The organism is Actinosynnema sp. NPDC023794, assembly GCF_040639675.1.
GTDB lineage: Bacteria > Actinomycetota > Actinomycetes > Mycobacteriales > Pseudonocardiaceae > Actinosynnema > Actinosynnema luteola.
The window spans coordinates 64,078-88,953 of sequence record NZ_JBFAFR010000021.1 but is presented as its reverse complement, the minus strand read 5'-3'; the positions used below and the strand labels follow the sequence as shown (position 1 = coordinate 88,953).

Here is a 24,876-nt window from a genome sequence, read left to right as displayed (position 1 = left end):
GCCGCGTCGCTCCTAAGGTGCGAGCCGTGACCTTGGATGCCACCGCCCTCCGCTCCGCTCTCATCGGCCCCTACGCGACGGTCGACGTCGTCGCCGAGACCGGTTCCACGAACAACGACCTGCGTGACGCGGCGAGCCGGGGCGCACACGACCGCACCGTCCTGATCGCCGAACGGCAGACCGCGGGCCAAGGTCGGCGGGGCCGCGGCTGGACGTCGCCCGCCGGCGGCCTCTACCTGAGCGTGCTGTTCCGCCCGACCAACGTGACGCCGGCGAGGTTGCCGTGGGTGACGCTGCTGGCGGGCGTGGCGTTGGTCCGCACGGCGCGGAGCGTCGGCGTCGAGGCGTCCCTGAAGTGGCCGAACGACCTGCTCGTCGGTGACGCCAAGGCGGCGGGCGTGCTGGCCGAGACCAGGGCGGGCGTGGCGCAGGCGGTGGTCGTCGGCATCGGGCTCAACGTGGCGAAGCTGCCCGAGGACGTCGAGCCGGGCGCGGGTGGTCTGCTGCCGACCAGCCTCGAGGACCACGCCGGACCGCTGGACCGCACCGAGGTGGCGATCACGCTGCTGCGCGAGCTGGCCGCGCTGGAGGAGCAGTGGCGGCGGGCGGACGGCGACGAGCCGTCGTTGCGCGAGGAGTACCGGCGGCACTGCACCACGCTCGGCAGCCAGGTGCGGGTGGAGCTGGCCGGGGGCGAGGCGCTGGTCGGCACGGCCCGGTACCTGGAGACCGACGGCACGCTGGTGGTGCGCGACTACGCGGGCGTCGACCGCTCCGTTTCCGCCGGGGACGTGGTGCACCTCCGGGTACGGTGAGGCGAGCCGCACCCGAGGCGAGCCGAGCCACCGAAGGGGACCGTCGTGGCCTACCCGGACGACCTGCTCAGCACCGGTGAGCACGTCGTGATCCACCGGCACCCGCACTGGAAGACGCTGGTCGTCCCGGTGCTCGTGCTCCTCGTCGCGGTCGGTGTCGGCGCCTACCTCGCGGTGCAGGTGTCCGGCTTCAGCTGGGCCCCGATCGCCTGGATCGCGCTCGCGGCGATCGTCGCGGTGCTCGTCGCCTGGCTGACCCTGGCGCCGGTCATCCGCTGGCGCACCACGCACTTCATCATCACCAGCGAGCGCGTGATGTACCGGATCGGCGTGGTCAAGCGCACCGGCCTGGACATCCCGCTCGGCCGCGTCAACAGCGTCCGCTTCGAGCACACCCTGGTGGACCGGCTGCTCGGCTGCGGCACGCTGATCATCGAGTCGGCCTCGGACGAGCCGTTGGAGTTCGACGACATCCCGCGGGTGGAGAAGGTGCACTCGCTGCTCTACCGGGAGATCAACGACAACCCGGCCGACGACCACCGGACGGAGGACAGGGTCACAGATGGGCGCGCGTGAAGTCGGTCTGCCGGACACGGTCGGCGCGGGCGGTCTGCCCGACCGCGTGACGATCTGGGAAGTCGGGCCGCGGGACGGGCTGCAGAACGAGTCCGAGGTCGTGCCGCTCGACACCAAGCTGGAGTTCCTCGACCGGCTGGCCGACGCGGGGGGCACGGTGCTGGAGGCCACGAGCTTCGTGCACCCCAAGTGGGTGCCGCAGCTGGCCGACGCGGAGGAGCTGCTGGCCGGCCTGGTCAAGCGCCCCGGCGTGAGCTACCCGGTGCTGGTGCCCAACGAACGCGGGCTGGAGCGGGCGTTGCGGGCGGGCGTGGACCACGTCGCGATCTTCGCCAGCGCCACCGAGACCTTCGCCCGGCGCAACCTGAACCGGTCGCTGGACGAGCAGTTCGCCATGTTCGACCCGGTCGTGTCCCGCGCCAAGGCCGAGGGCTTGGCGGTGCGCGGGTACGTGTCGATGTGCTTCGGCGACCCGTGGGAGGGCGCCGTGCCGCGCGAGCAGGTCGTCGGCGTCGGCAAGCGGCTGCTGGACATGGGCTGCGACCAGCTCTCGCTGGGCGACACGATCGGCGTGGCCACGCCGGGCCAGGTGACCGCGCTGCTGGCCGGGTTCGACGACGTCGACCGGCTCGCCGTGCACTTCCACGACACGTACGGGCAGGCGTTGGCGAACACGCTGGCCGCGATGCAGGCGGGCGTGCGCACGATCGACTCGTCGGCGGGCGGGTTGGGCGGCTGCCCGTACGCCGGGTCCGCGACCGGCAACCTCGCCACCGAGGACCTGGTGTGGATGCTGGACGGGCTGGGCGTGGCGCACGGCGTCGACCTGGACAAGCTCGCCGACACCAGCGCGTGGATGGCCGAGCGGCTGGGTCGGCCGAGCCCGTCGCGGGTGGTCCGGGCGCTGCGGGGGTAGCGCGGTGCGGGTGGTCGAGCTGACACCGCGGACCTGGCCGTCGCTGGAGGAGCTGTTCGGGCCCAACGGCGCGCAGTCCGGGTGCTGGTGCACGTGGTTCCTCCAGACCAACGCCGAGATGCGGGCCAACGGTTCGGCGGGCAACAAGGAGCTGCTGCGCTCCCGCGTCGGGTCCGGCGCGCCGGTCGGGTTGCCGGCGATCGACGACGACGAGCGGCCGGTCGGGTGGGTCGCGGTCGCTCCCCGGCTCGGCTACGCCCGGTTGGCGCGCACCAAGGTGGCGGCCCCCGGTGGACGACGACCTGACCGACGTGTGGTCGGTGACGTGCTTCTTCGTCCACCGCACCGCCCGCCGACGCGGCTTGGGCGCGGTGTTGCTGGAGCACGCCGTCGGGTACGCGCGGGAGCGCGGCGCGCGGTCCGTCGAGGGTTATCCCGTGGACACCGCCGGTGCGAAGAAGGGCTCCGGCGACCTGTACCACGGCACGCTCGGCATGTTCACCGACGCGGGGTTCGAGCTGGTGGAGCGCCGGGGCGCGAACCGGGCGCTCGTGCGGCTCGCGACGTGATCGAACGGCACCCCGGCGTCCTGGTCTGGCGGCTGCCGAAGCCGCTGCCGGCGATCTCGTCCGGCCCGCACGGCGGCGGGCTCGGCGTGCGGCACTGGGCGCTGAACGCGACCGTGCCCGAGGACTACGCGCGCCTCGACCCGGACGCGCACGTCGCCGAGATCGCGGCCGACCTCGGGTTGACCGGGCCCGGCACCGGGCTGCTCACCGCCGTCGACGTGCGGGACGTGGTGCCGGAGGCCGACGGCGGTGTGCGGTCGTGGGTGACGACCGGGATCGGCGTGCACCCGACGTGGGCCGCCGGGCCGCCCGCCGACGGCCTGCCGAGCGTCGGCACGATCAACGCGGTGTGCGTGCTGCCGGTGCGGTTGGCGGACGCGGCCCTGGTGAACGCGGTCGCCGCGGTCGCCGAGGCCAAGGCGCAGGCGTTGGGCGAGGCGGGCGTGCCGGGCACCGGGACGGTCACCGACGCGGTCGTCCTGCTGTGCCCGGCGGACGGACCGGTCGAGCCCTACGGCGGGCCGCGGTCGGTGATCGGCTCGGCGTTGGCCCGAACGGTGCACCGCGCCGTCCACGCCGGTATTTCGCTGGAACGGGCGGGAACCGGGATACGGGTCGTAACGTCCAACGCGCGACCGACGACCATGCCCGGCGACGGCTGAAGGACCGGAGGTGGCCGTGACGACCGATCACCGCGCCCAGGTGGACGAGTTGCTGGCCGACTACCGGCGCAGCCGGGACCAGCTGGCGTCCGTGCAGCGCGACCTGGCCCGGATCTCCGGGTCGGCCACCAGCCCCGACGGCTCGGTGACCGCTGCGGTCGACGCCAAGGGCACGCTCACCGACCTGGAGCTGCGAGACGACGCGTACCGGTTGCGGCCGGCGCAGCTCGCCCAGTTGATCGTGACCACCGCGCGGGAAGCCGTGGCCAAGGCCACCGAGGACGCCTACCGGACGTTGACGCCGGTGCTGCCCGCCGGCACGGATCCCGAGGCGTTGTTGCGCGGCACGGCCGACCTGCGGCCCGAAGAGATCCAGCCGCCGCAGCCGACCCGGAGGCGTCCCGTCGCCGTTGACGACGAGGACTTCGAGCAGCGCGAGTGGATGACCGACGTCGACGCCAAGGCTTCGAGGAGAACGAGATGACCGGCTTCCAGACCGACCTCGCCCGCCTCGCCGAGGGCGCCGACGACTTCGCCGCCTTCGCCGAGCGCGCCGGGAAGATCGCGGGCGAGCTGGGCGGCGTGCTCGGCTCGATCGGCGACTGCTGGGGCGGTGACGCGATCGGGCAGAGCTTCGCGGCGAGCCACGTCCAGCCCTCCGGCGAGGTGCTGGGCGGGTTGACCGGGTTGAGCGCCGGGTTCGGCGGTGTCGGGGAGCGCTTCGCCGAGACGGCCCGGACGTACCGCGAAGTCGAAGAGGGCAACCGCAACGCGCTCGGCGCGATCTGACTCAGGGGGCCGTGATGGGGATCGAGCTGCCGGCCGAGTTGGCCGAGGTCGCCGCCAAGGCGGGGGTGTCGTGGCCCCAGGCCGACGAGGACAAGCTGCGCGCGTCCGCCACCGCGTGGCGTGAGGCGGGCGCGAAGCTCTCCTCGTTGGCGGGCGAGTCCGACGGCGCCGCGGGCAAGGCGCTGACCGCGATGACCGGGTCGACCGGTGACGCGGCGCGCGGCCACTGGAACAAGTTCACCGCGCCGGACGGCACGCTGAACTCCGTGCTGCGCGGCTGCCACGCGGCGGCCGACCGGTTGGACCACGCGGCCGAGCAGGTCGGCGCGGCCAAGGTCGAGCTGGTCCGCGAGCTGGTGAACCTGGCGAAGAACAACGACGCCGCGCAGCAGGCCGCGAACGCCGGGCACCCGACGGCGTTGCTGGGACTGGAGACGGCGGTGCGCGGCGCGGCGGCGAACGTCGCCCACCTGACCGACACGTTGACCAGCGCGGTGCGGTTGGACAGCGGCGTGCAGATCGGCGGCCACCAGCCACCGGTCGCGGCGAACCCCGGCGTGCACGCGCCCGACGCGGGCCCCGGTCAGGGCCCCGGTCAGGGACCCGGTTCCGGTCAGCCCCAGGGCGGTCTGCTCGGCGGAGGCCTGCTGGGTGGAGGTCAGGGCGGCGGGCTGCTCGACGGGTTGGCGCCCGGCGGGTCCGAAGCCCTCGGCAGCGGTGGCGCCGCCGCTCCGGGCGCCCAGCCGCCCGGGTTGGTCGAGAGCCTGCTGCCCGCCGGTTCCGGCGCGGCGCCGGGCAACGGCCAGGCGCCCGGTCTGGTCGGCGGCTTGGTCGGCGCGGTGACCGACACGGTGAACGCGGTGACCGAGCCGGTCGTCGACGTCGTGGAGACCGTCGCGCCGCCGCTGGCCGCCGTGGTGGAACCGGTGTTGGACACGGCGGGCGAGGTCGTCCAGGACGTCGGCGGCGCGGTGGACGACACGGTCGGCCGCACCGTCCAGGGCGCGGCGGAGACGGTCCAGAGCGTGGCCGGAACCGTGGCCCCCGGCCACGCCGACGCGCCCGGCCGATCCGACCACGCGCCCGGCCACGGCAACGGGCCCGGTCAGGGCAACGGACCCGGTCAGGGCAACGGGCCCGGCACCGCGCCCGGTCAGGGCAACGCGGTCGGCAACCTGCTCGGCAACGTGGTGAACCCCGTCCTCGGCACCGCGGGGCCGGTCGTGGACGCCGTGACGCGCCCGGAGGGCACGGTCAACCAGTCGTCGGCGGCGGTCCTGGACCGTCCGCTGCTCCCGCACGCCGAGGCGCCGCACGCGACGGCTCAACCAGCGGCCCCCGCCGCGAACCAGGCCGGGCCGCAGGGACCGTCGTTCGGCGGACCGTCCGTCGGTGGCGCGCCCGCCGCGGCTCCGGCGGCGGCTGCGGCAGCCGCCGCGCAGGGCCCGGCCGCGAGCGCCGCCGCGAACACCCAGGCCCCGGCCCAGCAGGCAGGTCAGCAGGCGGCCCAGCAGGCGGCCCAGCAGGCGGCGGCGAAGGCCGAAGCGCGTGCCGCCCAAGCCGCCCAACCCCAACCCGGTCAGACCCCGGCAGGTCAGACCCCGGCAGGTCAGACGCCGGCAGGTCAGGGACAGGGCCAGAGCCAGTCCGGCTCCGGTCAGGCCCAAGCAGGTCAGGGGCAGGGCCAGAACCAGGGCCAGGGCGCTCAGGCCAAGGGCGAAGCCGCCCCGAAGGCCGAGGGCCAGGCCAAGGTGGAGGTCCAGCCGAAGGGCGAGGGCCAGGCCAAGGGCGACAGCTCGGCCAAGACCGAGCTCAGGGACGTCGGCCACGACCTCAAGGACGCCCTGGCCGCCGTCGGTCAGCAGGTGAAGGACGGCGACCTCGCGTTCGCGATCGTCCCCCTCCCGCTCGGCGGTCGCGACACCATCGCGCCGCCGCTCGCGGCCGGAGCCGCGTCCGCGGTCCTGCCGACCGCACCGGACGACACCCCGCCCGCGCCACCGGTCAAGGCCGCGCGGACCGCGCAGCCGACCACCGAAGCGGCGGCGTTGTTCCTGCTGCACATGTTCCCCGGCGGCACGCTCCCGCCGCCCAGCGCGAAGCCCGCGCGCCAGCTGCCACCGCCGTCGGAGGACGAGACGTTCGCGGCGGGCCTGCGCTTCGAGCCGCAGGGCCACCCCGACGGCCACCTGGTCGACGCCTCCGCCCAGTTCGGCCTCGACCTGCGCGCCGTGAGCCAGGACGCGCTGCGGTCACGGCTCTCGGGCGTGGAGCCGACCGGTCCGGTGTCGACGGACCCGGTGCCCGCGGGCAACCGGCCGCGCCTGGTCCTCACGCCCGGCGTCGCGCCCGATCCCGTGCTGCTGGACGGCTACGACCCGTTGGCGGGCATGCACGAACGCGACTGGGAGCGCCGGTTCCTGGTCCGCGCCGACCCGCCCGAGTACGCCTGGCCGCCCGGCGAGCTGTTCCCCGAGGGCGGCTACGAGGCGGGCCAGCCCGGCGTGCTCGCGGTCGGCGTCGAGCTGGACCGGTTCGGCGGGCCGGAGGGCCGGGTGCTGTCCCAGCTCGGCACGGCCTACGCCGAGCGCTCGCTGCCGCCCGCGCTGGTGGACGCGGGCTACCACCGCTACCGGGTGGCCAAGGTGCTGCCGGTGTGGTTCACCCTGTCCGCCGAGTGGTTCGGCCAGACCGGCGGCGGCGCCCGCTTCCGCGCCACCTACCCGGTCGCCGACCTGGTCGCGCTGGGCTACCTGGAGGAGATGGCATGAACGCGGAGTCGATCCAGGGCTGGCTGTTGGCGGTCGGCGTGCCCGCCGAGGTCGTGTCGATCGGCGCGGAGGCCGACAACAGGTGGTGCCTGCTGCCGACCGAGGAGGGCGTCGAGGTCTTCTGGCGCGAGCAGGGCAACCGGTACGACTGGGCCGCGTTCACCAGCGAGGACGTCGCCTGCCACTACCTGTTCGGCCGCTTGGTGTGGGCGCAGGTGGTGCGCGGCGCGGTCGGCGTGCTGCCCCAGGAGGCCAAGCCCGAGGACGCCAAGCCCGAAGCAGCCGAGTCCGAGGACGCCGAGCGGGAGGTCGCGCCTAGCGGGGCGTGAGGTCGGTCCGCCAGGTCACGCCGACCACGTCCTCGGCCTTCGGCACGGGCAGGAACAGCGCGAACGTCGCCGGCCGGGCGGTCGACAGCTCCAGCCGCCCGCCGTCGGCGTCCACCAGGGCGCGCGCCAAGGCCAGCCCCACACCGGTGGACCCGCCGCCGGACACACCGCGCTCGAAGATGTGGTGCGCCAACTCGTCCGGCACGCCGGCGCCGCCGTCGGCGACCTCCACGACCACCGTGCCGTCGTCACGGCGCGCGGTGACGACGACCTGGCCCTCACCGTGCCGCAGCGCGTTGTCCAGCAGCACGCCGATCGCCTCACGCAGCCGCGCGGGCGTGGCACGCGCCAGCAGACCCTCCGGCACCCTCACCCGCAACGCGCGCCCGGCCCGCCGCAGCGGCTCGCGCCACTCCTCGGCGATGGCCGTCAGCTCCGCGCCGAGGTCGAGCGGTTCCGCACCGACCGCGCGGGCGGCCCTGGCCGCGGCCAGCATCTCGTTGAGCACCTCGGCCAGCCGTTCGGCCTGCTCCAACGCGGCCCGCGCCTCGGCCGCCATGTCCGGCTCCGGGTGCAACGCCAACGCCTCCAGCCGCAGCTGCAACGCGGTCAGCCTGCTGCGCAGCTGGTGCGAGACGTCGCCGACCAGCTCGCGCTCCCGCTGCACGAGCTGCGCCAGCGCGCCCGCCGACCGGTCGAGCGCCTCGGCCACGAGGTCCAGCTCCGGCACGCCGTGCCGCCGGTCGTCACGCCGGAAGTCGCCCGCGCCCAACCGGGCCGCGCGCGCCGCCACGTGCCGCAACGGCATGGCGAGCTTGCGGGCGGTGACCGTGGCCACCACCGTGCCGGTGCTCACCGACAGCACGACCAGCAGCACCACCAGCGCCGCCACCTGGTACCGCGCGGTGTGCATCGGCGCGGACGACACCTCCAGCCGCACCGTGCCCTGCTGCGCGATCGGCACCTCCACCGACAACGGGTCCGGGCCGGGTCGGTGGCCGAACTCGCGCAACCCGGAGGCCGATGTCACCACGAGGTGGCCGCCCTCCGGCACGCCGACCTCGACCGGCCCGAGGTCGATCTCCCGGCCGCTCGCGATCTGGTCGTCGATCGACGCCGCGATCCGCTGCGCCCGCGCGGCCAGGTCGGTGCGGGCGCCGTCCTCCACCAGCCGCAGCGCCGTGTAGCCGAGGGGCAGGCCGAGGGCGAACCCGGTGACCGCGACGGCGAGCAGGATGGCCCGCAGGATCCGGCTGCGCATCAGTCGGCGGTGTTGAAGCGGAAACCCACGCCGCGCACGGTGGCGATGCGCCGCTCCACCGAGCGCACGTCGCCGAGCTTCCGGCGCAGCCACGACATGTGCATGTCGAGGGTCTTGCTGCTCTTGAGCTCCGGGTCGTTCCAGACCTCGGACAGGATCTCGTCGCGGTGCACCACCTGGCCCGCGCGTTGGATCAGCACGCGCAGCAACTCGAACTCCTTGTTCGCCAACTGCACCTCCAGCCCGTCCACGGTGACGCGTCGGGCGGCGAGGTCCATCCGCACGCCGTTGACCTCCAACGTGCCGGGCGCGCGCCGGCGGAGCAGCGCGCGGATGCGGGCCATCAGCTCGGCCAACCGGAACGGCTTGGCCACGTAGTCGTCCGCGCCGGCGTCCAGGCCCACGACGAAGTCGACCTCGTCGGACCGCGCGGTGAGCATCAGCACGGGCAGGACGCGACCGCCCGCGCGCAGCCGGCGGCACACCTCCAGCCCGTCCATCCCGGGCAGGCCTAGGTCGAGCACCAGCAGGTCGATGCCGCTGTGCGTGGCGGCGTCCAACGCGCCCAGGCCGTCGGTGACCACCTGCACCTGGTAGCCCTCCCGCTGTAACGCGCGGGACAGCGGTTCGGCGATCGCCGGGTCGTCCTCGGCCAACAAGACCACGCTCACGACATCCAGGGTAGGCGTGGCACGATCCGGTGCGTGTCCGACCACCGCGCAGATCTGTCCCTGGCCCTCCGCCTGGCGGACGAGGCCGACAAGATCACCACCGCCCGGTTCCGCTCCCGCGACCTCGTGGTGCGGAGCAAGCCCGACCGCACGCCGGTGACGGACGCCGACGTGGCGGTCGAGGACGCGATCCGCGCGGTGCTCGCCGCGGAGGCGCCGGACGACCAGGTCGCGGGCGAGGAACGCGGCGGCACGGCGGGCGACGGCCGCGCCTGGGTGGTCGACCCGATCGACGGCACCAAGAACTTCCTGCGCGGTGTGCCCGTGTGGGCGACCCTGATCGCGCTGGTCGTGGACGGTGCGCCGGTGGTCGGCGTGGTGAGCGCGCCCGCGCTGGGCCGTCGTTGGTGGGCCGCGACGGGCGGCGGCGCGCACACGTCGGACGCGTCGGGTGTGCGCGAGATCTCCGTGTCGGCGGTGCGCGACCTGTCCGACGCCTACCTGTCGACCACGCACCTGGGCACGTGGGTCGAGCACCACTCGCGCGAGGCCTACCTGGCGCTGGTCGACGCGTGCTGGGAGAACCGGGCGTTCGGCGACTTCTGGCAGCACTGCCTGGTCGCGGAGGGCGCGATCGACGTGGCCGCGGAGCCGATCGTGAACCCGTGGGACGTGGCGCCGTTCCAGGTGCTGGTCACGGAGGCCGGCGGTCGGTTCACCGACCTGGGCGGCGTGGCGCGGTTCGACGGCGGCACCGTGCTGACCAGCAACGGGCACCTGCACGACGCGGCGCTGAAGGTGCTGGCCGAAGGCCGCTGAACGCCGGTCAGGAGTGGCCGGGCGGTCGCTCGTCGTCCCCCGGGCGGTCGTAGGCGCGCGTCACGCGACGCGGCCGGAAGTCCGCCTCGGGGAAGACCCACTTCTTGTAGCCCCACCAGCGGAACACCATGGCGATCAGGGTGCCGATGACCTGCGCGCTGAGGAAGTCGGCGACCTCCTCGCCGAGCCTGCTCACGTGCGGCTCCTGCAGGTGCAGCAGGTACCGCGACACCCACAGCGGCATCGAGTTGAGCGCGATGCCGATGCCGTTGACGAGGAAGAACAGCGCCGCCTCGTGGCTCCGCTCACGTCCGCCCCTGGTCTTGAACGACCACTCGCGGTTGAGCACGTACGACACGATGGTGGCCACGAGCGTCGCCACGATCTTCGCGGTGACCGGGTTCTCGCTCAGCACGATCGTCTTGAGGCCGAAGAAGATGACCGTGTCGATCACGAAGCAGGTGCCGCCGACCACCGCGAACTTCAGCAGCTCTCTGTGCTTGAGGGCCAGGGAGCGCAGCGGTTCGGGCAGGCGGAGGACGACGCTTTCGACTACGGACACCCCGGCAGTCTACGGAAAGCCCGGTGAAAGGCCTGTTCAGGCGACTTCGCGGGATTCGGCCACGACGTGCAGCGGCTGGACCGACGGCCGCGCGTCCGCCTGGGGGAACACGAACTTCCGCATCGCCCAGAACTTGAAACCCGTGGCCAGGAGCATGCCGATCACCGAGCCGGCGGCGAAGTCGGCGACCTCCGAGTGCAGGTCGAACACGTGCCGCGAGACGTACAGCGGCAGCAGGTTCACGCCGATGCCGATGCCGCTGACCAGGAAGAACAGCGCGGCCTCGTGGCTCCGCTCACGTCCGCCGCGGGTGTGGAACGACCACTCGCGGCTCAGCACGTACGACGAGATGACCGCGACCAGCACCGCGATGGCCTTGGCGGTGACGACCTTGTCCTGCAGCACGGTGAGCTTCAACGCGTACCAGACACCGTTGTCGATGACGAAGGTCGTGCCGCCGACGACGGCGAACCGGATCAGCTCGCGGTGCTTGTTGATCAGGAAGCGGACCGGTTCCGGCAGGAGACCCAAGACCCTGCGCACGAGTGGCAGCACCGGGGCAGGCTACCGACCCGCGTGATCGAACGATCACGAAGGGGTACGGCAGTGGCCGGGGAACGGGTCGTCCCAGCCCGGCGGCAACCACGGTGGCCTCGGCCGACACGGTTCGCCGCGGGTGGGCGGCGGCGTGGTCGTCGTCGGCGTGGTCGTCGGCTCGGTGGTGGTCGTGGTCGACGCGGGCGGTCGGGTGGTCGGTGTCGTCGGGGCGGTCGTCGTCTCCGGCGGTGTGGTGGTCGTCGGTGTGGTCGACCTGGTGGTGGTCGTCGTGGGCGGCGTTGCGCGGGTGGTGGTGGTCGGCTCGGTGGTCGTCGTCGGCGTGCCGGCCGGTGGCCCCGGCTCGTGCGGTTCGCCCGGGAGCGGGGAGATCGGCACCTCGACCTGCTCGGCCGCCGTGCCGAGGGTCGCCGAGACCCGCACCACACCGTCGCGGTGCGGCGACCCGATCGCCCAGACGGCCAGCCGGAACGACGCGCCGCGCGCCAGCGGCACCTCGCACACCACCCGGTTGCGGGACCGCTCGCAGCCGGGCCACAGCGCGACCAGCGTGACGTGCCGGTCGGACTCCACGACCAGGCGCAGGTCGCCCGCCCGGCCGCCGGTGTTGGTGGCCTTGACGTCCAGCCTCGGGTCCCAGAACCCGTGCTGCCACTTGTGGACCAGCAGTTCCAGGTCGTCGTGCACCGGGCGCACCTCGACGTCGACCGCGATCGCCGCGCTCGCCGACGTGCCCGCGGTGACCGTGCCGGTGATCCGGCCGGTCGTCGCCTCCGGGTCGGCCAGCACCCGGAACACGAACGTCGCCGAGCCGCCGGGCGCGATGCCCTGCGTGGTGGCGCACGTCACCGTGCCCGTGCCCGCCGGGCAGGCCACGGTCTGGTCGGCCGCGCCGTCGAGCCGGACGAGCCCCCCGCCCGCGAACGACGCGGCGGGGCCGGCGGACCGGACGCCGGGCGGCAGGTCGAGCGCGGCGGCGGCCGGCTCCGACGCCGTCTCGCCGGAGTTGCGCACGGTGATCGGCAGGTCGACCGGGTCCTCGCCGGGCGTCAGCACGAACCCGCTCGGCACCACCGGCACCAGGTTCGGCGGCGTCGGCTCGGGCTCGGCGGGCGGTGTGGTCGTGGGCGGCGGTGTCGGCGGTGTCGGTGTCGGGGCGGGCGCGGGTGGTGGTTCGGTCGTCGGTGAGGGCTCCGGCGAGAGCTCCGGCGACGGCTCCGGCGTCGCCGGCACGGTGGCGGGTGGCGGCGGAGGGGGCGGTGTCGGCCGGGTCGGTTCGGCGGGCTGCGTGGTGACCACGGGCGCGGCCTGAGCCGCGGGCACCTCCTGCTCACCGCCGGAGGCCAGGCCGATCGCCACCGCGACCACCAGGGCGGCGGCCGAGACGCCGGCGACGAGGAACTGGCGGGGCGCGGACGCGACCGCTCCGGCCGCACCACCCGTGCCCGCGGCGGCGGCGACCGTGACGGCCTTGGCGGTGCCCGCGCCGGCCGCGGCGAGGTAACCGGACGCGCCGAGGCCGAGCACCAGCGGCGCGATGATCCCGCGCAGCGCGCCGTTGACGTCGGCCAGCTCGGCGGCCAGCGCCCGGCAGGAGCCCGTGCACTCGTCCAGGTGAGCCTCGACCTGCGTGGTCTCCCGCTTGGACAGGCCACCGCGCGTCCACGCGCCGAGCCGCTCCACGGTGGCGCGGCAGCGCTCGGTCTCCGTCTCGGCCAGGTGCACCTGCAAGTAGGCCTGCTTGAGGCCCTCGCGGGCCCGGTAGGCCAGCGCGGAGACGCCGTTGGCGGTCAGGCCGAGCAGCGGCGCCACCTCGGCGGGCGACTGGCCCTCGATCTCGGTGTGCCACAGCACGGTCTGCCAGCGCTCGGGCAGCCGGGCGAACGCCTTGGCGGCCATCGACCGCTCCAGGCCGGCCACGGCGGTGTCCTTGAACGGCACGCTGGTCGCCTCTGGCGCGACCTGGGCCACGTCGTCGGCCAGTTCGAGCTTGCGGTCCCGGCGCGTCTTGTCGTAGGCGGTGTGGCGCAGAGCGGTGAGCAGGTAGGCGCGGAACGCCGAGTCGGGCCCGCGGCCCGCCCGCAGCGTGTCGAGGACCTTCGCGAAGGCGTCGGAGACCAGGTCGTCGGCCTCGGCGGAGGACCTGGCGAGCTGGCGGGCGAGGTTGTACGCGGCGGACACGTGGCGTTCGTAGAGCTGCCCGTAGGCCTCGATGTTCCCGGCGCGCACGGAGTCGATGAGCTCCGCATCGCCAGGTCCCTGGACTTCGGCAGGAACGGTCGCCACGTGTTCTTCCCTCCTCGCGCGGCGCCAGTGTGACCTACGGAGTCGCAGACCGTCACCCAGAACCCCCCGACTGGGTGGACTTAATGCCGTCATGGCTGAGCGGCGACGACGTCTCGTAGGCGAAACCGACGTCGAGGAGGCATCCGGGTGGGTGTTCGGGAAGCGGTCGCACGGCGTTCCGGCGCTGGAGGGTCGCGGGCACTGAGGTCGAGGTGGCGCACCGCCGCGGTGGCCGCGGGCTGGGCGTTCCCGGCGGACTGGCCGTTGGCAGAGGTGGACGAGGTGTGCCGGGCGGTGCTGGGCGAGGGGGACGAGAGCACGGCGCTGTACCGGCTGGGCGCCGCGCGCGCCGAGACGGGCGCCGGGCTGGCGGAGACGCTGGTCGACCTGGCCGCGCTGCACGCGGTGCTGGCGGAGCCGCCGGGCTCGACGGGCATCGTGTCGCCCAGCGTGGACGCGATCCCGTCGCGGATGCTGCGGTCCGCCGCGCTGGGCTGGGGCGACGTGATGAGCAGGCGTGCGGCGGCCTGCGCCGCGGACAACCCGCTGACCGGCCTGGCCACGCCCGCGTACCTGCGCACGAGGCTGCGCGAGGTGTACGCGGAGGCGCGCGCCGTCGGCCGCCAGGACCACGTGCTGGTGTTCGTGGCGATCGACCTGACCCGCACGTCCGGGTGGTCGCGCGTGGTGGCGATGACCTTGTTGGCCGACGCGCTGAAGGAGGTGTTCGACGGTGGCGAGACGGTGGCCTCGATCGGGTCCTCGGTGGCGTGCGTGCTGCTCCGCCGCGACCGGCACCTGCCGCGGGCCGTGGTCAACCTGCGGGTGCTCGCCGCGGACAGGCTGGCCGTCGACCCCCACGTCGCGCCGACCGGCCCGATCGAGGTCCGGCTGGAGGAACTGCCCCCGACCTGTGAGGACGCGCTGGCGTTGATCGCCGGTCTCGGCCGCTGAGGGCCCGGGCGCCGAACCCCTGTCCGGCGTCCGACAACTGAAAACCCCCGAGGAGCCCGGCGCCTGCATTTCCAGTGCGCCGGGCTCCCCGCTTTCAGGCACGTTCGGGGGACGCGCCCGGCCGATTCGGGTGACGGACCTGTGGCGCGTGCCGGTCTTCCGGTGTCTGTGTTCGCGAATCAGGAACACCTGTCACCGGTGACCGGTGGGGGGGTGAGCCGAATGCCTTCGGCTACGCCCTGCCGATGATCCACTTCTGATCGGTCCGACGGTCCTGGCACTCCGCGAGGATCAGTTCCTTGTAGGTGCCGTTGTGCGTGACGCAATCGTCGGTGCCCTCCAACCGGATGAGCCAGACACGCCAGTTCTCGCGGTCCATGAAATCCCACTTCTGGTAGGGGAAGGCTCCGCACTCCCGGCCTGCCAGCTTGCCCTCGAGCGAGGTCACGCACCACCCGTACTGCACGTTCCTGATGGTGCCGTCACCGGGCCAGTACCATTTCTGGTTGGCCCCGTCGTGGTGCGGGTGGGGAATGACCGGGTAGTCGGGGTTCCAAGCCCAGTTGGTCTGGTCCCACACGTCGTTCGGCACGGCATCGCTCTCGAGGAACCACTGGTCCTGTTGTGTGTCGGGCTGGGCGGCGTTGGAGAGCGGTGCGACGAGCAGCGCCGAGACGGTCGCGACAAAGGTGACGAGGATCCGTGCGAATTTCATTCGCATTCCTTCCGGGATCGGGTTTCGTACACCGTTCAGTAAAGGCGTCGGACGGGGTTCCCGAGCGGCGGGAACAACCATCGTGGCGGGAAACGACCCGTCCGGTAGAGGTGCGCGTCGTGGCGGTCACGGACGCGGGAGGTGGTGACACCCCACAGTGCGAGGCGCGGTGGGCCGAGGGGATGACCCGCTTGACAACCTCCGGGGTGTTCCTGAACGGTGTGTCAGTGTCTTAGTCGAGTGACACAATTTGGAGGCGCCGGGTGGAGTTCCGCATCGACCGGTCCAGCGGCCTCCCGGCCTACCTCCAGCTCGTGCGCCAGGTCCGGGAAGCGCTGCGCCTGGGCTGGCTGGGGCCGGGAGACCGCCTGCCGACCGTCCGCGACGTCGTCGCGAGGAGTGGTGTGAACGCGAACACGGTGCTCAAGGCCTATCGCGAACTGGAACTGTCCGGCCTGGTCGAGGCACGCCAGGGCTCGGGCACGTTCGTCAAAGCCGGTCTCGGCTCGACCGACCCGCGGGTGATGGACGCGCTCAGAGCGCGGCTCGCCGTGTGGGTCCGCGAGGCGCGTGCGGCGGGGTTGGACATCGAGGACATCGACGCGCTGGTGCGTTCCGTCCTCGCCGCCGACGAGGGCGGCGACCAGGCAACGGCGGGGGATGGGGTGGCGGTCCTGTGAGCATCGCGGTGGAGTCCGCCGACGCGGGCGCGGTCGCGGTCCGGGCGCGGGCGCTGGGCAAGCGCTACCGTGCCAAGTGGGCGTTGCGCGAGTGCACGTTCGAGCTGCCCGCGGGCCGCGTGGCGGCGCTGGTCGGCGCGAACGGCGCCGGCAAGACGACGTTGATGACCGTCCTGGCCGGACTCCTCGACGCCGACGAGGGGTCGGCGGGCGCGGCGGGCCGGGTGGCGTTCGTGTCGCAGGAGAAGCCGGTCTACCGGAACTTCTCGGCGGCGGACATGCTGCGCCTCGGCGCGCGGCTCAACGTCGTCTGGGACGAGGCGCGCGCCCGCCGCTGGCTGGCGCGCTTCGAGATCCCGCTGGACCGGGCGTGCGGCAAGCTGTCCGGCGGCCAGCAGGCCCAGGTGGCGTTCGCGCTGGCCATCGGCTCGCGGCCGGACGTGCTCATGCTGGACGAGCCGCTGGCCAACCTCGACCCGCTGGCCCGCCGCGAGGTGACCGCCGAGCTGCTGGCCGAGGTCGAGGAGACCGGCATGACCGTGCTGCTGTCCACGCACGTCGTGGCCGAGCTGTCCGGTGTCGCCGACTACTTGCTGCTGCTCGCGCACGGCCGGCTGCTGGTGGGCGGTGACCTGGACGAGCTGCTCGGCAGGCACGTCAGCTACACCGGGCCGCGCTCGGACGTGCCGCCCGCGCTGGGCGGGATCGTGGAGGCGCGGCACGCCGGCAACCAGTCGACGTTCCTGGTCGAGCTGCCCGAGGGGCAGCCGCGGCCGGTGGTCGCGGGCCCGTGGGTCGAGCGCCCGCCGACGTTGGAGGACTACGTGCTCGCGCAGCTCGAAGCCACCCGGAAGGGGGCCCGCGCATGACGCCCACGACGGATACCGTGCCCGTGACCGGACGCGCCCGCGTCGGGTGGGCGGACCTGGTGTGGCTGACCTGGCGGCAGCACCGGTGGGCGATCGTCGGCCTGGTGGCCGCCGTCGGCGCGGCCAGCGCGCTGGCGCTCTTCCTCGCGTGGCGGGTCGACGTCACCGGCAACCCGCAGGGGCTGTTCGGTCGTTGGCGCTTCATCAGCCTGGGCAGCGTGGTGATGCTGGCGCCGATGGTGACCAGCTTGGCCGTCGCGGTGTTCTGGGCGGCGCCCGTGCTGTCGCGCGAGTACGAGCAGCGCACGCACCTCGTGGCGTGGAGCCAGGACATCACCTCGACCCGCTGGCTGGCGGGCAAGGCGGTGCTGCTCGGCGTGCCCGCCGTGGCCCTGGCCGTCGGGGTCGGCCAGGCGTCGAGGACGCTGATCGACAGCATCAACGCCGCGTCCGCCCGACCGATCTTCTCGCCGTTCGGGGTGCCGGCGTTCGAGACGGCGCCGCTGGTGCAGGCCGGGTTCGCGGCGTTCGGCTTCGCGCTCGGGCTGGCGCTCGGCGCGGTCACCCGGCGCACGGTGATGGCCATGGGCCTCGCCCTCGGCGCGTTCATCGCGGTGCGCGGCGTCGTGGCGGGTCTGTGGCGGCCGAACTTCCGGGAGCCGTTGCTCAAGGTGGAGCCGTACGAGGCCTACCAGCGGTCGTGGGACGGCCCGGGCGACGGTTCGTGGACGGTGGGAACCGGGTTCTCGGACGCGGCGGGCAACGAGGTCGCGTACCCCTCGGCGTGTTCGAGCGCCCAGGACAGCGCGGCCTTCGCGAAGTGCATGAACGACAACAACGTGCTGTCCTTCACCGAGTACCACCCGGCGGACCGGCTCGTGCCGTTCCAGCTGTTCGAGTCCGCGATCTTCCTCGTGCTCGCCGCGGGCCTGCTCGCGCTGGCCTTCGTGCGGGTGCGCCGGGCCGATCGGGTCTGACCCGGGTTCACCGAGACCGGGCTCGCCGCCTTCGCACCGCGGCGGTCCTGCTGAGGGGTCCCGCGCGCGTCACCGACCGCGCGGGGCTTCCGCACCCGGTCCGGGGCACCCTGTTTGTGCACGTAGAATCACGAAACCGTGGACTCCCGAACTCGTCTCCCCGTCGTCGGCATGGTCGGCGGCGGCCAGCTCGCCCGCATGACGCACCAGGCCGCGATCCCGCTCGGCCAGTCGCTGCGGGTGCTCGCCGAGTCGGACTCCGACCCCGCCGCGCTCGTCGCGCGTGACGTGGAGCTGGGCAAGCACACCGACCTGGACGCGTTGCGCGCGTTCGCCAAGTCGTGCGACGTCGTCACGTTCGACCACGAGCACGTGCCGCAGGAGCACCTGCACGCGCTGGTCGCCGACGGCGTGAAGGTCTTCCCCGGGCCGGACGCCCTCGTGCACGCGCAGGACAAGCTGGTCATGCGCGAGCGGCTGTCGGCGATGGGCGCGCCGGTGCCGCCGTTCACCGCTGTGCGGGACGCGTCCGACGTGCTCAAGTTCGGCGGTCGGCACGGCTGGCCGTGCGTGCTGAAGGCCGTGCGCGGCGGCTACGACGGCCGTGGCGTGTGGATGCTCAACACGCCGCAGAGCGCGCAGCGGGTCGTGCCCGAGCTGCTGGCCGCCGGCACGCCGTTGATGGTCGAGCAGTGCGTGCCGATGCACCGGGAGCTGGCCGCGCTGGTCGCGCGCTCGCCGTTCGGCCAGGGCGCGGTGTGGCCGCTGGTGCAGACCGTGCAGCAGGAGGGCATCTGCGTCGAGGTGCTGGCGCCCGCCCCGGACGTCGACCCGGCCCTCGCCGAGCAGGCGCAGGAGTTGGCGCTGCGGATCGCCGCCGAGCTGGGCGTGGTCGGGCTGCTGGCCGTGGAGCTGTTCGAGACCACCGACGGGCTGGTCGTCAACGAGCTCGCCATGCGCCCGCACAACTCCGGCCACTGGACCATCGAGGGCGCCCGGACCTCGCAGTTCGAGCAGCACCTGCGTGCCGTGCTGGACTACCCGCTCGGCGCGACGGACCTCGCCGCGCCCGCCGTCGTGATGGCGAACGTCCTCGGTGCGGCGGACGCGCCCGAGATGGGGCCGGACGAGCGGCTGCACCACCTGTTCGCCCGGTTCCCCGACGCGCACGTGCACCTGTACGGCAAGGCGGAGCGGCCGGGGCGCAAGATCGGTCACGTGACGCTGCTCGGTGAGCGGATGGACGAGGTGCGGCGGCGGGCGGGGCTCGCGGCGCACTGGCTGTCCGACGGTGTGTGGCTGGACGGGTACGACATCCACGGAGGACAGCAGTGACGCACGTCGGCGTGATCATGGGCAGTGACTCGGACTGGCCGGTGATGAAGGGCGCGGCCGAGGCGCTGGCGGAGTTCGACGTCACCTACGAGGTCGGCGTGTACTCGGCCCACCGCACGCCGCAGCGGATGCTGGACTACGCCGCCACGGCCGCGTCCCGGGGGTTGCGGGTGATCATCGCCGGCGCCGGCGGGGCCGCGCACCTGCCGGGGATGGTGGCCTCGGCGACCGCGCTGCCGGTGATCGGCGTGCCGGTGCCGTTGAAGTACCTGGACGGGATGGACTCGCTGCTGTCGATCGTGCAGATGCCGGCGGGCGTGCCGGTGGCCACGGTGTCGGTGGGCGGCGCGCGCAATGCCGGGCTGCTGGCCGTGCGGATCCTGGCGGCGGCGGACGAGGAGCTGCGGAAGCGGATGGAGGCGTTCCAGGCGTCGCTCGCCGAGTTGGTGCTGGAGAAGGACGCGGCGCTGCGGGCTGTTGCGGACGGCACAGCGGCGAACTGAGTGAACGCGCGCTAACATCCGGGTAGGACGCCCTACCGGGAGGTAACTTAACGTGGACCCGAGCTTCGGTACCTACCAGCTCGCCGAAGAGCACGAGGCGCTGCGCGAGGCGGTCCGGTCGCTGGCCGACAAGGAGATCGCGCCGCACGCGGCGGACGTGGACGAGCAGGAGCGCTTCCCGGTCGAGGCGTTGAACGCGCTGGTCAAGTCCGGTTTCGCGGCCGTGCACGTGCCCGAGGACTACGACGGCCAGGGCGCCGACTCGGTGGCGACGTGCATCGTGATCGAGGAGGTGGCGCGCGTGTGCGCGTCGTCGTCCCTGATCCCGGCGGTGAACAAGCTGGGCACGATGCCGATCCTGCTGTCGGCGTCCGAGGAGTTGAAGCGGCAGGTGCTGCCGTCCATCGCGTCGGGCGAGGCGATGGCGTCGTACGCGTTGTCCGAGCGGGAGGCCGGTTCGGACACGGCGTCGATGCGCACGCGGGCCAGGCTGGACGGCGACCACTGGGTGTTGAACGGCACGAAGTGCTGGATCACGAACGCCGGTGAGTCGACGTGGTACACGGTCATGGCCGTGACGGACCCGAACGCGCCGAAGAAGTCGCAGGGCATCTCGGCGTTCGTCGTGCACAAGGACGACCCGGGTTTCGTCGTGGGTTCGAAGGAGCGGAAGCTCGGCATCAAGGGCTCGCCGACCCGTGAGATCCACTTCGAGAACTGCACGATCCCCGCGGACCGCATCATCGGCGAACCGGGCACCGGCCTGAAGACCGCGCTGCGGACGTTGGACCACACGCGTCCGACCATCGGCGCGCAGGCCGTGGGCATCGCGCAGGGCGCCCTGGAGGCCGCCGTCGCCTACGTGAAGGACCGCAAGCAGTTCGGCAAGTCGATCTCCGAGTTCCAGGGCGTGCAGTTCATGCTGGCCGACATGGCGATGAAGATCGAAGCCGCCCGGCACATGGTCTACGTGGCCGCGGCGAAGGCCGAGCGGGGTGAGCCGAACATCGGCTTCATCACGGCGGCGGCCAAGTGCTTCGCGTCGGATGTGGCCATGGAGGTCACGACGGACGCCGTGCAGCTGTTCGGTGGCGCCGGCTACACGCGCGACTTCCCGGTGGAGCGCATGATGCGTGACGCCAAGATCACCCAGATCTACGAGGGCACGAACCAGATCCAGCGCGTCGTCATGTCGCGCGCACTCCTGAACGGCTGAGTTCTGCTCGATGGCGGCCTGATCTTCGTCGATCAGGCCGCCTTGATTTTCGTCTACGGGTATCCGCACGGTTCCCCGTGGATTATCACGGTTAGTAGTGGCGCGTTACTCTGATGGTCGAGTGTGTTCCCGCGTTTCCTGCCCCTACCGTTGCGTCCCGTTCGCACCGCGGATATCGGCGAAAAGGAAGCAGGGCTCATGAACAGGACCAGGACCGCCGTCGTGGCACTCGCGATGGGTGTCGGCCTCACGGTGTCCGGGGGTGCCGCCACCGCCGCCCCGGTCGCGGCCACGACCGGTGACGTCGGCGTCCAGTGCACCCGGCAGTACGTGCTGACCAGCAACGCGACCCTCCGGTACTCGCCCGGCGGCTCGGTCAAGGCGTACGCGTTCGCGGGCGACAAGTTCAACGTGCCCAGCCCGTCGGGCAATTGGTACTACGGCAACCTCTACGACCAGAACAACACCCACTTCGGTGACGGCTACATCCTGGCTTCGGCACTCGCCTACACCGGTATCTGCTTCTGATCCGGCCTATTGTCCGGCCCGCTCAGGAGTCCCGGAACTTCGTGTCCCCCAACGGCGTGTACGCGTCCTCCGGGCCGCGGTGGTGGCGGTCGAAGGACACGTACACGTCGCCGTACCTGGTCGGCACCGAGAAGTGCTCCGCCTGGTCGAGTTCCTCCTCGCAGTAGCGGTGGAGGAGGGTGGAGAAGGTTCGGTACTCGTCGTCCGACGGCGGCCCCGTGGAGTGAGGTTAAGGGCTGGTCAGGGTGGTTGCGGGGGCCGGCTCCGCCGGAACCGCGCGGGTTCCGGCGGCCAGGTCCGGCAGGCTCCGCTGGTCCCGGCGCAGGACCGGGATGACGAACGTGCCCACGACGAAGAACGCGAGCACGGTCGCGTCCACGGCGAACGGCCAAGGGGTCGGCGCCAGGGTGAAGTAGGTGATCAGGCCCGTCACGCCCAGGAGTTCGCGCGCGGTGATCCGGAGCGGGTCGGCTCGGGAGCCGTCCGCACGCCGCAGCTGGTGGCGCAGCAGCCAGCCACCGGGGGTCCGGCCGGTGGCGGACGGCAGGACGACGCGGATCACGACGGTCAGCGCCAGCAGCCACCAGCGGCTGTCGTCGAAGACCAGGTGAGTCGTGACGATCAGGATCATCACGTCCACCGCCAGCGCCATCAGGCGACGCGGCACGGTCACCGTGCGGGGTGGGGCCGTGGCCGCGTCCGGGTCCGGTACGACGGGGACGACCAGGGCGACCGGCGCGAGCATCCAGCCGAGCAGTGAACCGGTGGTGTTCGAGATCAGGTCGTCGACGTCCGCGATGCGGTACGGGCACGGGTACGCGCCCAGGTTCCCCGTGTACTGCACGACCTCGACGGCCAGCGAGATCCCCAGCCCGATCACGACCACGGCGAAGGCGCCCCGCCCGTAGGACTTCCGGAGCACCACGCCCAGCGGCACGAACAGCGCGACGTTGAACGCCTGCTGCAGGAACGCGGGGGACGTGACGACGGCCTCGGGTCCCGAACGCCCGTTCGCCGCCAGGTTGTGGCGCATGTCCGTCACCCACTGGAACGGCGTGGTGGACAGCATCCGCTCGCCGTCGCACACCAGCGCCGACGGGAACGGCAGGAAGATCAGCGCCAACGCCACCAGCCCGTAGGCCAACAGCCCGTACAGCACCACCGCCCGACGCGGCTCCACCCGCCCGAACCGGTAGTAGTGCAACGCGATCAGCGGCAGCAGCACGAGCACACCGACGCCGACGAACGCCGCGAAACCCGTCCGAACCGACTCCAGGTACGAACTCAGCATCTCCACCGATCCGGTCCACCGATCCCGCGACGTAGGTCAACCGCTCAGTAACCCCATCGCGTGAACACCAAACCCGATCGGGGCACGTTGCCGCCGAACGGACGCGCCGGGTCAGCCCGCCGACGTCAGGTACACCGCCAGCCGCTCGTAGCTGATCTCGGCGCCGTCCTTCATCCCGGTCTCCAGGGCCCGGTCCCGGTCGGCCTGCGACGGGTACTTCATCGTCTGCACGACCGTCGTGCGGTCACCGTCCGCGATGAACTCGGTGGTGTTCACCGTCGACGGCCACTCCGGACCCCACGACTCGGTCTGCACCGTCTTCGACCAGGGCGTGACCTCGTGGTACTCGCCGGTCATCGCCATCTCGCCGCCGTCGGCCCGCCGCCACACCATGTGCCACCGCCCGCCCGGCCGCAGGTCGATCTCGCACACGGGCATCGTCCAGCCCTCGGGCCCGAGCATCCAGTGCACGACGTGCTCCGGCTTCGTGAACGCCTCGAACACCAGCTTCTGCGGCGCGTCGAACGTCCTGGTCATGGCCACCTCCACCGCGGACGGCGTGGTCCACGAAACGGTGGTGTCAGTCGTCATCTTCCTGCTCCTTCATGCGTTCGAGGTAGGTGTCCAGGCGGCGGTAGCTGTCGTCCCAGAACCGGCGGAAACCGTCGGCCCACTCGCTGACCTCGCGCAACGGCGTCGCGTCGAGCGCGCACGGCCGCCATTGCGCGTCACGGCCCCGCGTGATGAGCCCCGCCCGTTCGAGCACGCGCAGGTGCTTGGACACCGCCGGCCCGCTCATCGCGAACGGCTCGGAGAGTTCCTTCACGGTCGCCGCGCCGTCCGCGAGCCGCGCCAGGATGGCCCGCCGCGTCGGGTCGGCCAGGGCCGCGAAGGTGATGCTCAGGGGATCGTCCGCCATGGCTACCTAACCACTTGGTTATCTAACTGACTGGTTTTCTACGCCCCTGTCGAGTCGCTGTCAACCTCGCCGGCGGGCGGGAGAAGTGGTTGAAAGTTCATATAACGTCGAGGCGTTCGACAGTCGACGTGAAGGGGAAACGCAATGCTCAAGGACGTGGCAGCGCTCATCGGTCGCATCGGCGTGGGAGTGGTCTTCATCGCCCACGGCTGGCAGAAGGTCACCGAGTGGGGCCTGGACGGCACCGCCACCGCCTTCGCGGGCATGGGCGTGCCGCTGCCGGCGCTGTCCGCCTGGTTCGCCGTGATCGTCGAACTCGTCGGCGGCGCGCTGCTGGTCCTCGGCGTGGCGATGCCCGTGGTCGGCGTGCTGCTGGCGGTGAACATGCTCGGCGCGCTGGTTCTCGTGCACCTGCCGAACGGGCTGCTCGGCCAGGGCGGCTACGAACTGGTCCTCGTGCTCGGCGTGGCCGCGATCGCGGTCGGGTTCAACGGCGGGTCGCTGTCCGTGGCGCGGTTGGCCAAGGGGCGGAGGGTCGAGCAGCCCGCCTGACGTCAGCCGACCAGGTCCAGGGTCGTCTGCTCGCTGGCGCGGCGCGCGGCCAGCAGGTCCGGTGCGGCGTTGCTGCACTGCACCAGCGAACCGCCGCCCGCCAGCACGGCCAGGAAACCGTTCAGCAGGCCGTCCGGCAGGCCCCACTCCACAGTGGACAGCACGCGGGAGGCCGTGGTGATGCCCAACGTCGCCGCCCGCTGGTGCGCCTCTTCCACCACCTCGTCCACAGTGGACTTCAGCAGGGCGGGCGTGGTGCCGGGGACCGGCTCCCACGGCACGAAGTCGTCGCCGAACACGCGCACGTCGTCGTTGTAGTCCACGGGCGCGCCGCTGCCCAGCCCCATGGGGTGCAACGACGCCACGGCCGTCACCAGAGCTCCGGGCGCTTCGCCGCCGGGCGCCACGACGGCCACCTTCGCGCCCGTCGGGTCGTCCGTCACCGCCGCGCCGCACCACCACGCGCCCAGCAGCACGCCGGCCGTCTGCCAGTGCGCGGGCAGCAGCACGGCCACCGGGTCGCCGGGCTCGACGTCGTGCTCGTCGCGGAGCCAGTTCGCCGTCTTGGCCGCCCAGTTCCGGATCGTGGCGCGCGACAGCTCGACCCGTGTGCCCGCCGCGTCGTCGTAGTGCGTGATCAGGGGACGGCCGGGATTCGCCGCGAACAGGGGCGCGAACAGGGCATCCGTGACGGTCATGCGCCAACCTTGCCACGCCCCGCCACGCCCGCGCCCATCGACCCGATCACCGAGAGTC

Annotated in this window: 28 protein-coding genes and 1 pseudogene; 19 read left to right on the top strand and 10 right to left on the bottom strand. The window is 72.8% G+C overall.

Going from position 1 to position 24,876, the window contains the following annotated elements:
• Window positions 1–26: 26 nt before the first annotated feature.
• From AB0H12_RS32035 to AB0H12_RS31995, 9 genes and pseudogenes are all read left to right on the top strand, one after another.
• Window positions 27–815 carry a biotin--[acetyl-CoA-carboxylase] ligase gene (locus AB0H12_RS32035; RefSeq protein WP_499628078.1) on the top strand — a complete coding sequence of 263 codons (789 nt, stop codon included), beginning with the start codon at window positions 27–29 and terminating at the stop codon, window positions 813–815.
• Between the two features lie 45 nt (window positions 816–860).
• Complete coding sequence (locus AB0H12_RS32030) at window positions 861–1,391, top strand: PH domain-containing protein (RefSeq protein WP_499628076.1); 531 nt, start codon at window positions 861–863, stop codon at window positions 1,389–1,391.
• The gene (locus AB0H12_RS32025; protein ID WP_499628074.1) at window positions 1,378–2,307 is read left to right on the top strand and encodes a hydroxymethylglutaryl-CoA lyase; all 930 of its coding nucleotides are present in this window, start codon (window positions 1,378–1,380) and stop codon (window positions 2,305–2,307) included. The genes AB0H12_RS32030 and AB0H12_RS32025 overlap by 14 nt, the downstream gene beginning before the upstream one ends.
• A gap of 290 nt (window positions 2,308–2,597) precedes the next feature.
• Window positions 2,598–2,876 (top strand): GNAT family N-acetyltransferase, encoded by a 279-nt coding sequence (locus tag AB0H12_RS32020; protein ID WP_499628071.1) that lies wholly within the window; start codon window positions 2,598–2,600, stop codon window positions 2,874–2,876.
• Window positions 2,873–3,538 (top strand): adenosylcobinamide amidohydrolase, encoded by a 666-nt coding sequence (locus tag AB0H12_RS32015; protein WP_499628069.1) that lies wholly within the window; start codon window positions 2,873–2,875, stop codon window positions 3,536–3,538. The genes AB0H12_RS32020 and AB0H12_RS32015 overlap by 4 nt, the downstream gene beginning before the upstream one ends.
• 16 nt (window positions 3,539–3,554) lie before the next feature.
• On the top strand, window positions 3,555–4,022 hold the full coding sequence (locus tag AB0H12_RS32010; RefSeq protein ID WP_499628068.1) for a YbaB/EbfC family nucleoid-associated protein: 468 nt from the start codon (window positions 3,555–3,557) through the stop codon (window positions 4,020–4,022).
• Window positions 4,019–4,327, top strand: a complete 309-nt coding sequence (locus AB0H12_RS32005; protein ID WP_230570446.1) for a WXG100 family type VII secretion target — start codon at window positions 4,019–4,021, stop codon at window positions 4,325–4,327. Before AB0H12_RS32010 ends, AB0H12_RS32005 begins: the two co-directional genes overlap by 4 nt.
• A 14-nt stretch (window positions 4,328–4,341) precedes the next feature.
• A complete protein-coding gene (locus AB0H12_RS32000; RefSeq protein ID WP_499628066.1) occupies window positions 4,342–7,098 on the top strand; it encodes a TNT domain-containing protein in 2,757 nt (918 codons plus the stop codon).
• Window positions 7,095–7,343 (top strand): annotated as a pseudogene (locus AB0H12_RS31995) (hypothetical protein); the annotation flags it as partial. The gene AB0H12_RS32000 and the pseudogene AB0H12_RS31995, both read left to right, overlap by 4 nt.
• A 70-nt stretch (window positions 7,344–7,413) precedes the next feature.
• Here the strand turns inward: AB0H12_RS31995 and AB0H12_RS31990 are convergent.
• Together AB0H12_RS31990 and AB0H12_RS31985 are read right to left on the bottom strand one after the other, a co-directional pair.
• Window positions 7,414–8,688 carry an ATP-binding protein gene (locus AB0H12_RS31990; RefSeq protein WP_499628064.1) on the bottom strand — a complete coding sequence of 425 codons (1,275 nt, stop codon included), beginning with the start codon at window positions 8,686–8,688 and terminating at the stop codon, window positions 7,414–7,416.
• Window positions 8,688–9,353: a response regulator transcription factor gene (locus tag AB0H12_RS31985; protein WP_499628175.1), complete on the bottom strand. Its 666-nt coding sequence runs from the start codon at window positions 9,351–9,353 to the stop codon at window positions 8,688–8,690. The genes AB0H12_RS31990 and AB0H12_RS31985 overlap by 1 nt, the downstream gene beginning before the upstream one ends.
• 39 nt (window positions 9,354–9,392) lie before the next feature.
• On the opposite strand from AB0H12_RS31985, the gene hisN reads away from it, so the two are divergent.
• On the top strand, window positions 9,393–10,178 hold the full coding sequence (gene hisN, locus AB0H12_RS31980) for a histidinol-phosphatase (protein WP_499628062.1): 786 nt from the start codon (window positions 9,393–9,395) through the stop codon (window positions 10,176–10,178).
• Between the two features lie 7 nt (window positions 10,179–10,185).
• On the opposite strand, the gene AB0H12_RS31975 is transcribed toward hisN, so the two are convergent.
• The 3 genes from AB0H12_RS31975 to AB0H12_RS31965 are packed head-to-tail and all read right to left on the bottom strand — an operon-like array spanning window position 10,186 to window position 13,581.
• Entirely contained in the window at window positions 10,186–10,740 is a 555-nt protein-coding gene (locus AB0H12_RS31975; protein WP_499628060.1) for a GtrA family protein, read from the bottom strand.
• Between the two features lie 36 nt (window positions 10,741–10,776).
• The gene (locus AB0H12_RS31970; RefSeq protein ID WP_499628174.1) at window positions 10,777–11,292 is read right to left on the bottom strand and encodes a GtrA family protein; all 516 of its coding nucleotides are present in this window, start codon (window positions 11,290–11,292) and stop codon (window positions 10,777–10,779) included.
• A 36-nt stretch (window positions 11,293–11,328) separates the two neighbouring features.
• Window positions 11,329–13,581 (bottom strand): sigma-70 family RNA polymerase sigma factor, encoded by a 2,253-nt coding sequence (locus AB0H12_RS31965; RefSeq protein WP_499628058.1) that lies wholly within the window; start codon window positions 13,579–13,581, stop codon window positions 11,329–11,331.
• 147 nt (window positions 13,582–13,728) lie between these two features.
• On the opposite strand from AB0H12_RS31965, the gene AB0H12_RS31960 reads away from it, so the two are divergent.
• Window positions 13,729–14,535, top strand: coding sequence for a GGDEF domain-containing protein (locus AB0H12_RS31960; protein WP_499628056.1), 807 nt, complete (start codon window positions 13,729–13,731; stop codon window positions 14,533–14,535).
• Between the two features lie 232 nt (window positions 14,536–14,767).
• Here the strand turns inward: AB0H12_RS31960 and AB0H12_RS31955 are convergent, their stop codons facing one another.
• Complete coding sequence (locus AB0H12_RS31955; RefSeq protein WP_499628054.1) at window positions 14,768–15,250, bottom strand: ricin-type beta-trefoil lectin domain protein; 483 nt, start codon at window positions 15,248–15,250, stop codon at window positions 14,768–14,770.
• Window positions 15,251–15,513: 263 nt separating this feature from the next.
• Between AB0H12_RS31955 and AB0H12_RS31950 the strand changes: the two genes are divergently transcribed.
• From AB0H12_RS31950 to AB0H12_RS31920, 7 genes are all read left to right on the top strand, one after another.
• The gene (locus AB0H12_RS31950; protein WP_499628052.1) at window positions 15,514–15,930 is read left to right on the top strand and encodes a GntR family transcriptional regulator; all 417 of its coding nucleotides are present in this window, start codon (window positions 15,514–15,516) and stop codon (window positions 15,928–15,930) included.
• Entirely contained in the window at window positions 15,927–16,799 is an 873-nt protein-coding gene (locus AB0H12_RS31945) for an ATP-binding cassette domain-containing protein (protein ID WP_499628050.1), read from the top strand. The genes AB0H12_RS31950 and AB0H12_RS31945 overlap by 4 nt, the downstream gene beginning before the upstream one ends.
• Window positions 16,800–16,822: 23 nt before the next feature.
• Window positions 16,823–17,776, top strand: a complete 954-nt coding sequence (locus tag AB0H12_RS31940; protein ID WP_499628049.1) for an ABC-2 membrane transporter-related protein — start codon at window positions 16,823–16,825, stop codon at window positions 17,774–17,776.
• Between the two features lie 138 nt (window positions 17,777–17,914).
• Window positions 17,915–19,111 carry a 5-(carboxyamino)imidazole ribonucleotide synthase gene (locus AB0H12_RS31935; protein ID WP_499628047.1) on the top strand — a complete coding sequence of 399 codons (1,197 nt, stop codon included), beginning with the start codon at window positions 17,915–17,917 and terminating at the stop codon, window positions 19,109–19,111.
• Window positions 19,112–19,128: 17 nt separating this feature from the next.
• On the top strand, window positions 19,129–19,614 hold the full coding sequence (gene purE / locus AB0H12_RS31930; protein ID WP_499628172.1) for a 5-(carboxyamino)imidazole ribonucleotide mutase: 486 nt from the start codon (window positions 19,129–19,131) through the stop codon (window positions 19,612–19,614).
• A gap of 52 nt (window positions 19,615–19,666) precedes the next feature.
• A complete protein-coding gene (locus AB0H12_RS31925) occupies window positions 19,667–20,830 on the top strand; it encodes an acyl-CoA dehydrogenase (protein ID WP_499628045.1) in 1,164 nt (387 codons plus the stop codon).
• A 198-nt stretch (window positions 20,831–21,028) separates the two neighbouring features.
• Window positions 21,029–21,358, top strand: a complete 330-nt coding sequence (locus AB0H12_RS31920; protein WP_499628043.1) for a hypothetical protein — start codon at window positions 21,029–21,031, stop codon at window positions 21,356–21,358.
• A gap of 229 nt (window positions 21,359–21,587) precedes the next feature.
• Here AB0H12_RS31920 and AB0H12_RS31915 read toward each other — a convergent pair whose 3' ends face one another.
• The 3 genes from AB0H12_RS31915 to AB0H12_RS31905 all read right to left on the bottom strand — a co-directional run bounded on the left by AB0H12_RS31915 (window position 21,588) and on the right by AB0H12_RS31905 (window position 23,568).
• Window positions 21,588–22,649 carry a VanZ family protein gene (locus AB0H12_RS31915; protein WP_499628041.1) on the bottom strand — a complete coding sequence of 354 codons (1,062 nt, stop codon included), beginning with the start codon at window positions 22,647–22,649 and terminating at the stop codon, window positions 21,588–21,590.
• 111 nt (window positions 22,650–22,760) lie between these two features.
• Entirely contained in the window at window positions 22,761–23,240 is a 480-nt protein-coding gene (locus tag AB0H12_RS31910; protein WP_499628039.1) for an SRPBCC family protein, read from the bottom strand.
• Window positions 23,230–23,568, bottom strand: coding sequence for an ArsR/SmtB family transcription factor (locus AB0H12_RS31905; RefSeq protein WP_499628037.1), 339 nt, complete (start codon window positions 23,566–23,568; stop codon window positions 23,230–23,232). Before AB0H12_RS31905 ends, AB0H12_RS31910 begins: the two co-directional genes overlap by 11 nt.
• Window positions 23,569–23,712: 144 nt before the next feature.
• On the opposite strand from AB0H12_RS31905, the gene AB0H12_RS31900 reads away from it, so the two are divergent.
• Window positions 23,713–24,120 (top strand): DoxX family protein, encoded by a 408-nt coding sequence (locus tag AB0H12_RS31900; protein WP_499628035.1) that lies wholly within the window; start codon window positions 23,713–23,715, stop codon window positions 24,118–24,120.
• 2 nt (window positions 24,121–24,122) lie between these two features.
• Here the strand turns inward: AB0H12_RS31900 and AB0H12_RS31895 are convergent, their stop codons facing one another.
• The gene (locus AB0H12_RS31895) at window positions 24,123–24,818 is read right to left on the bottom strand and encodes a TIGR03089 family protein (RefSeq protein WP_499628033.1); all 696 of its coding nucleotides are present in this window, start codon (window positions 24,816–24,818) and stop codon (window positions 24,123–24,125) included.
• Window positions 24,819–24,876 lie beyond the last annotated feature (58 nt).

What these genes read in the sequence shown, in the direction of transcription:
- AB0H12_RS32005 (WP_230570446.1), top strand. Translation starts at nt 4,019, where the DNA reads ATGACCGGCTTCCAGACCGACCTCGCCCGCCTCGCCGAGGGCGCCGAC.
- purE (WP_499628172.1), top strand. Translation starts at nt 19,129, where the DNA reads ATGGGCAGTGACTCGGACTGGCCGGTGATGAAGGGCGCGGCCGAGGCG.
- AB0H12_RS32025 (WP_499628074.1), top strand. Translation starts at nt 1,378, where the DNA reads ATGGGCGCGCGTGAAGTCGGTCTGCCGGACACGGTCGGCGCGGGCGGT.
- AB0H12_RS32000 (WP_499628066.1), top strand. Translation starts at nt 4,342, where the DNA reads ATGGGGATCGAGCTGCCGGCCGAGTTGGCCGAGGTCGCCGCCAAGGCG.
- AB0H12_RS31990 (WP_499628064.1), bottom strand. Translation starts at nt 8,688, where the DNA reads ATGCGCAGCCGGATCCTGCGGGCCATCCTGCTCGCCGTCGCGGTCACC.
- AB0H12_RS31895 (WP_499628033.1), bottom strand. Translation starts at nt 24,818, where the DNA reads ATGACCGTCACGGATGCCCTGTTCGCGCCCCTGTTCGCGGCGAATCCC.
- AB0H12_RS31955 (WP_499628054.1), bottom strand. Translation starts at nt 15,250, where the DNA reads ATGAAATTCGCACGGATCCTCGTCACCTTTGTCGCGACCGTCTCGGCG.
- AB0H12_RS31905 (WP_499628037.1), bottom strand. Translation starts at nt 23,568, where the DNA reads ATGGCGGACGATCCCCTGAGCATCACCTTCGCGGCCCTGGCCGACCCG.
- AB0H12_RS31915 (WP_499628041.1), bottom strand. Translation starts at nt 22,649, where the DNA reads ATGCTGAGTTCGTACCTGGAGTCGGTTCGGACGGGTTTCGCGGCGTTC.
- AB0H12_RS31920 (WP_499628043.1), top strand. Translation starts at nt 21,029, where the DNA reads ATGAACAGGACCAGGACCGCCGTCGTGGCACTCGCGATGGGTGTCGGC.
- AB0H12_RS31900 (WP_499628035.1), top strand. Translation starts at nt 23,713, where the DNA reads ATGCTCAAGGACGTGGCAGCGCTCATCGGTCGCATCGGCGTGGGAGTG.
- AB0H12_RS31910 (WP_499628039.1), bottom strand. Translation starts at nt 23,240, where the DNA reads ATGACGACTGACACCACCGTTTCGTGGACCACGCCGTCCGCGGTGGAG.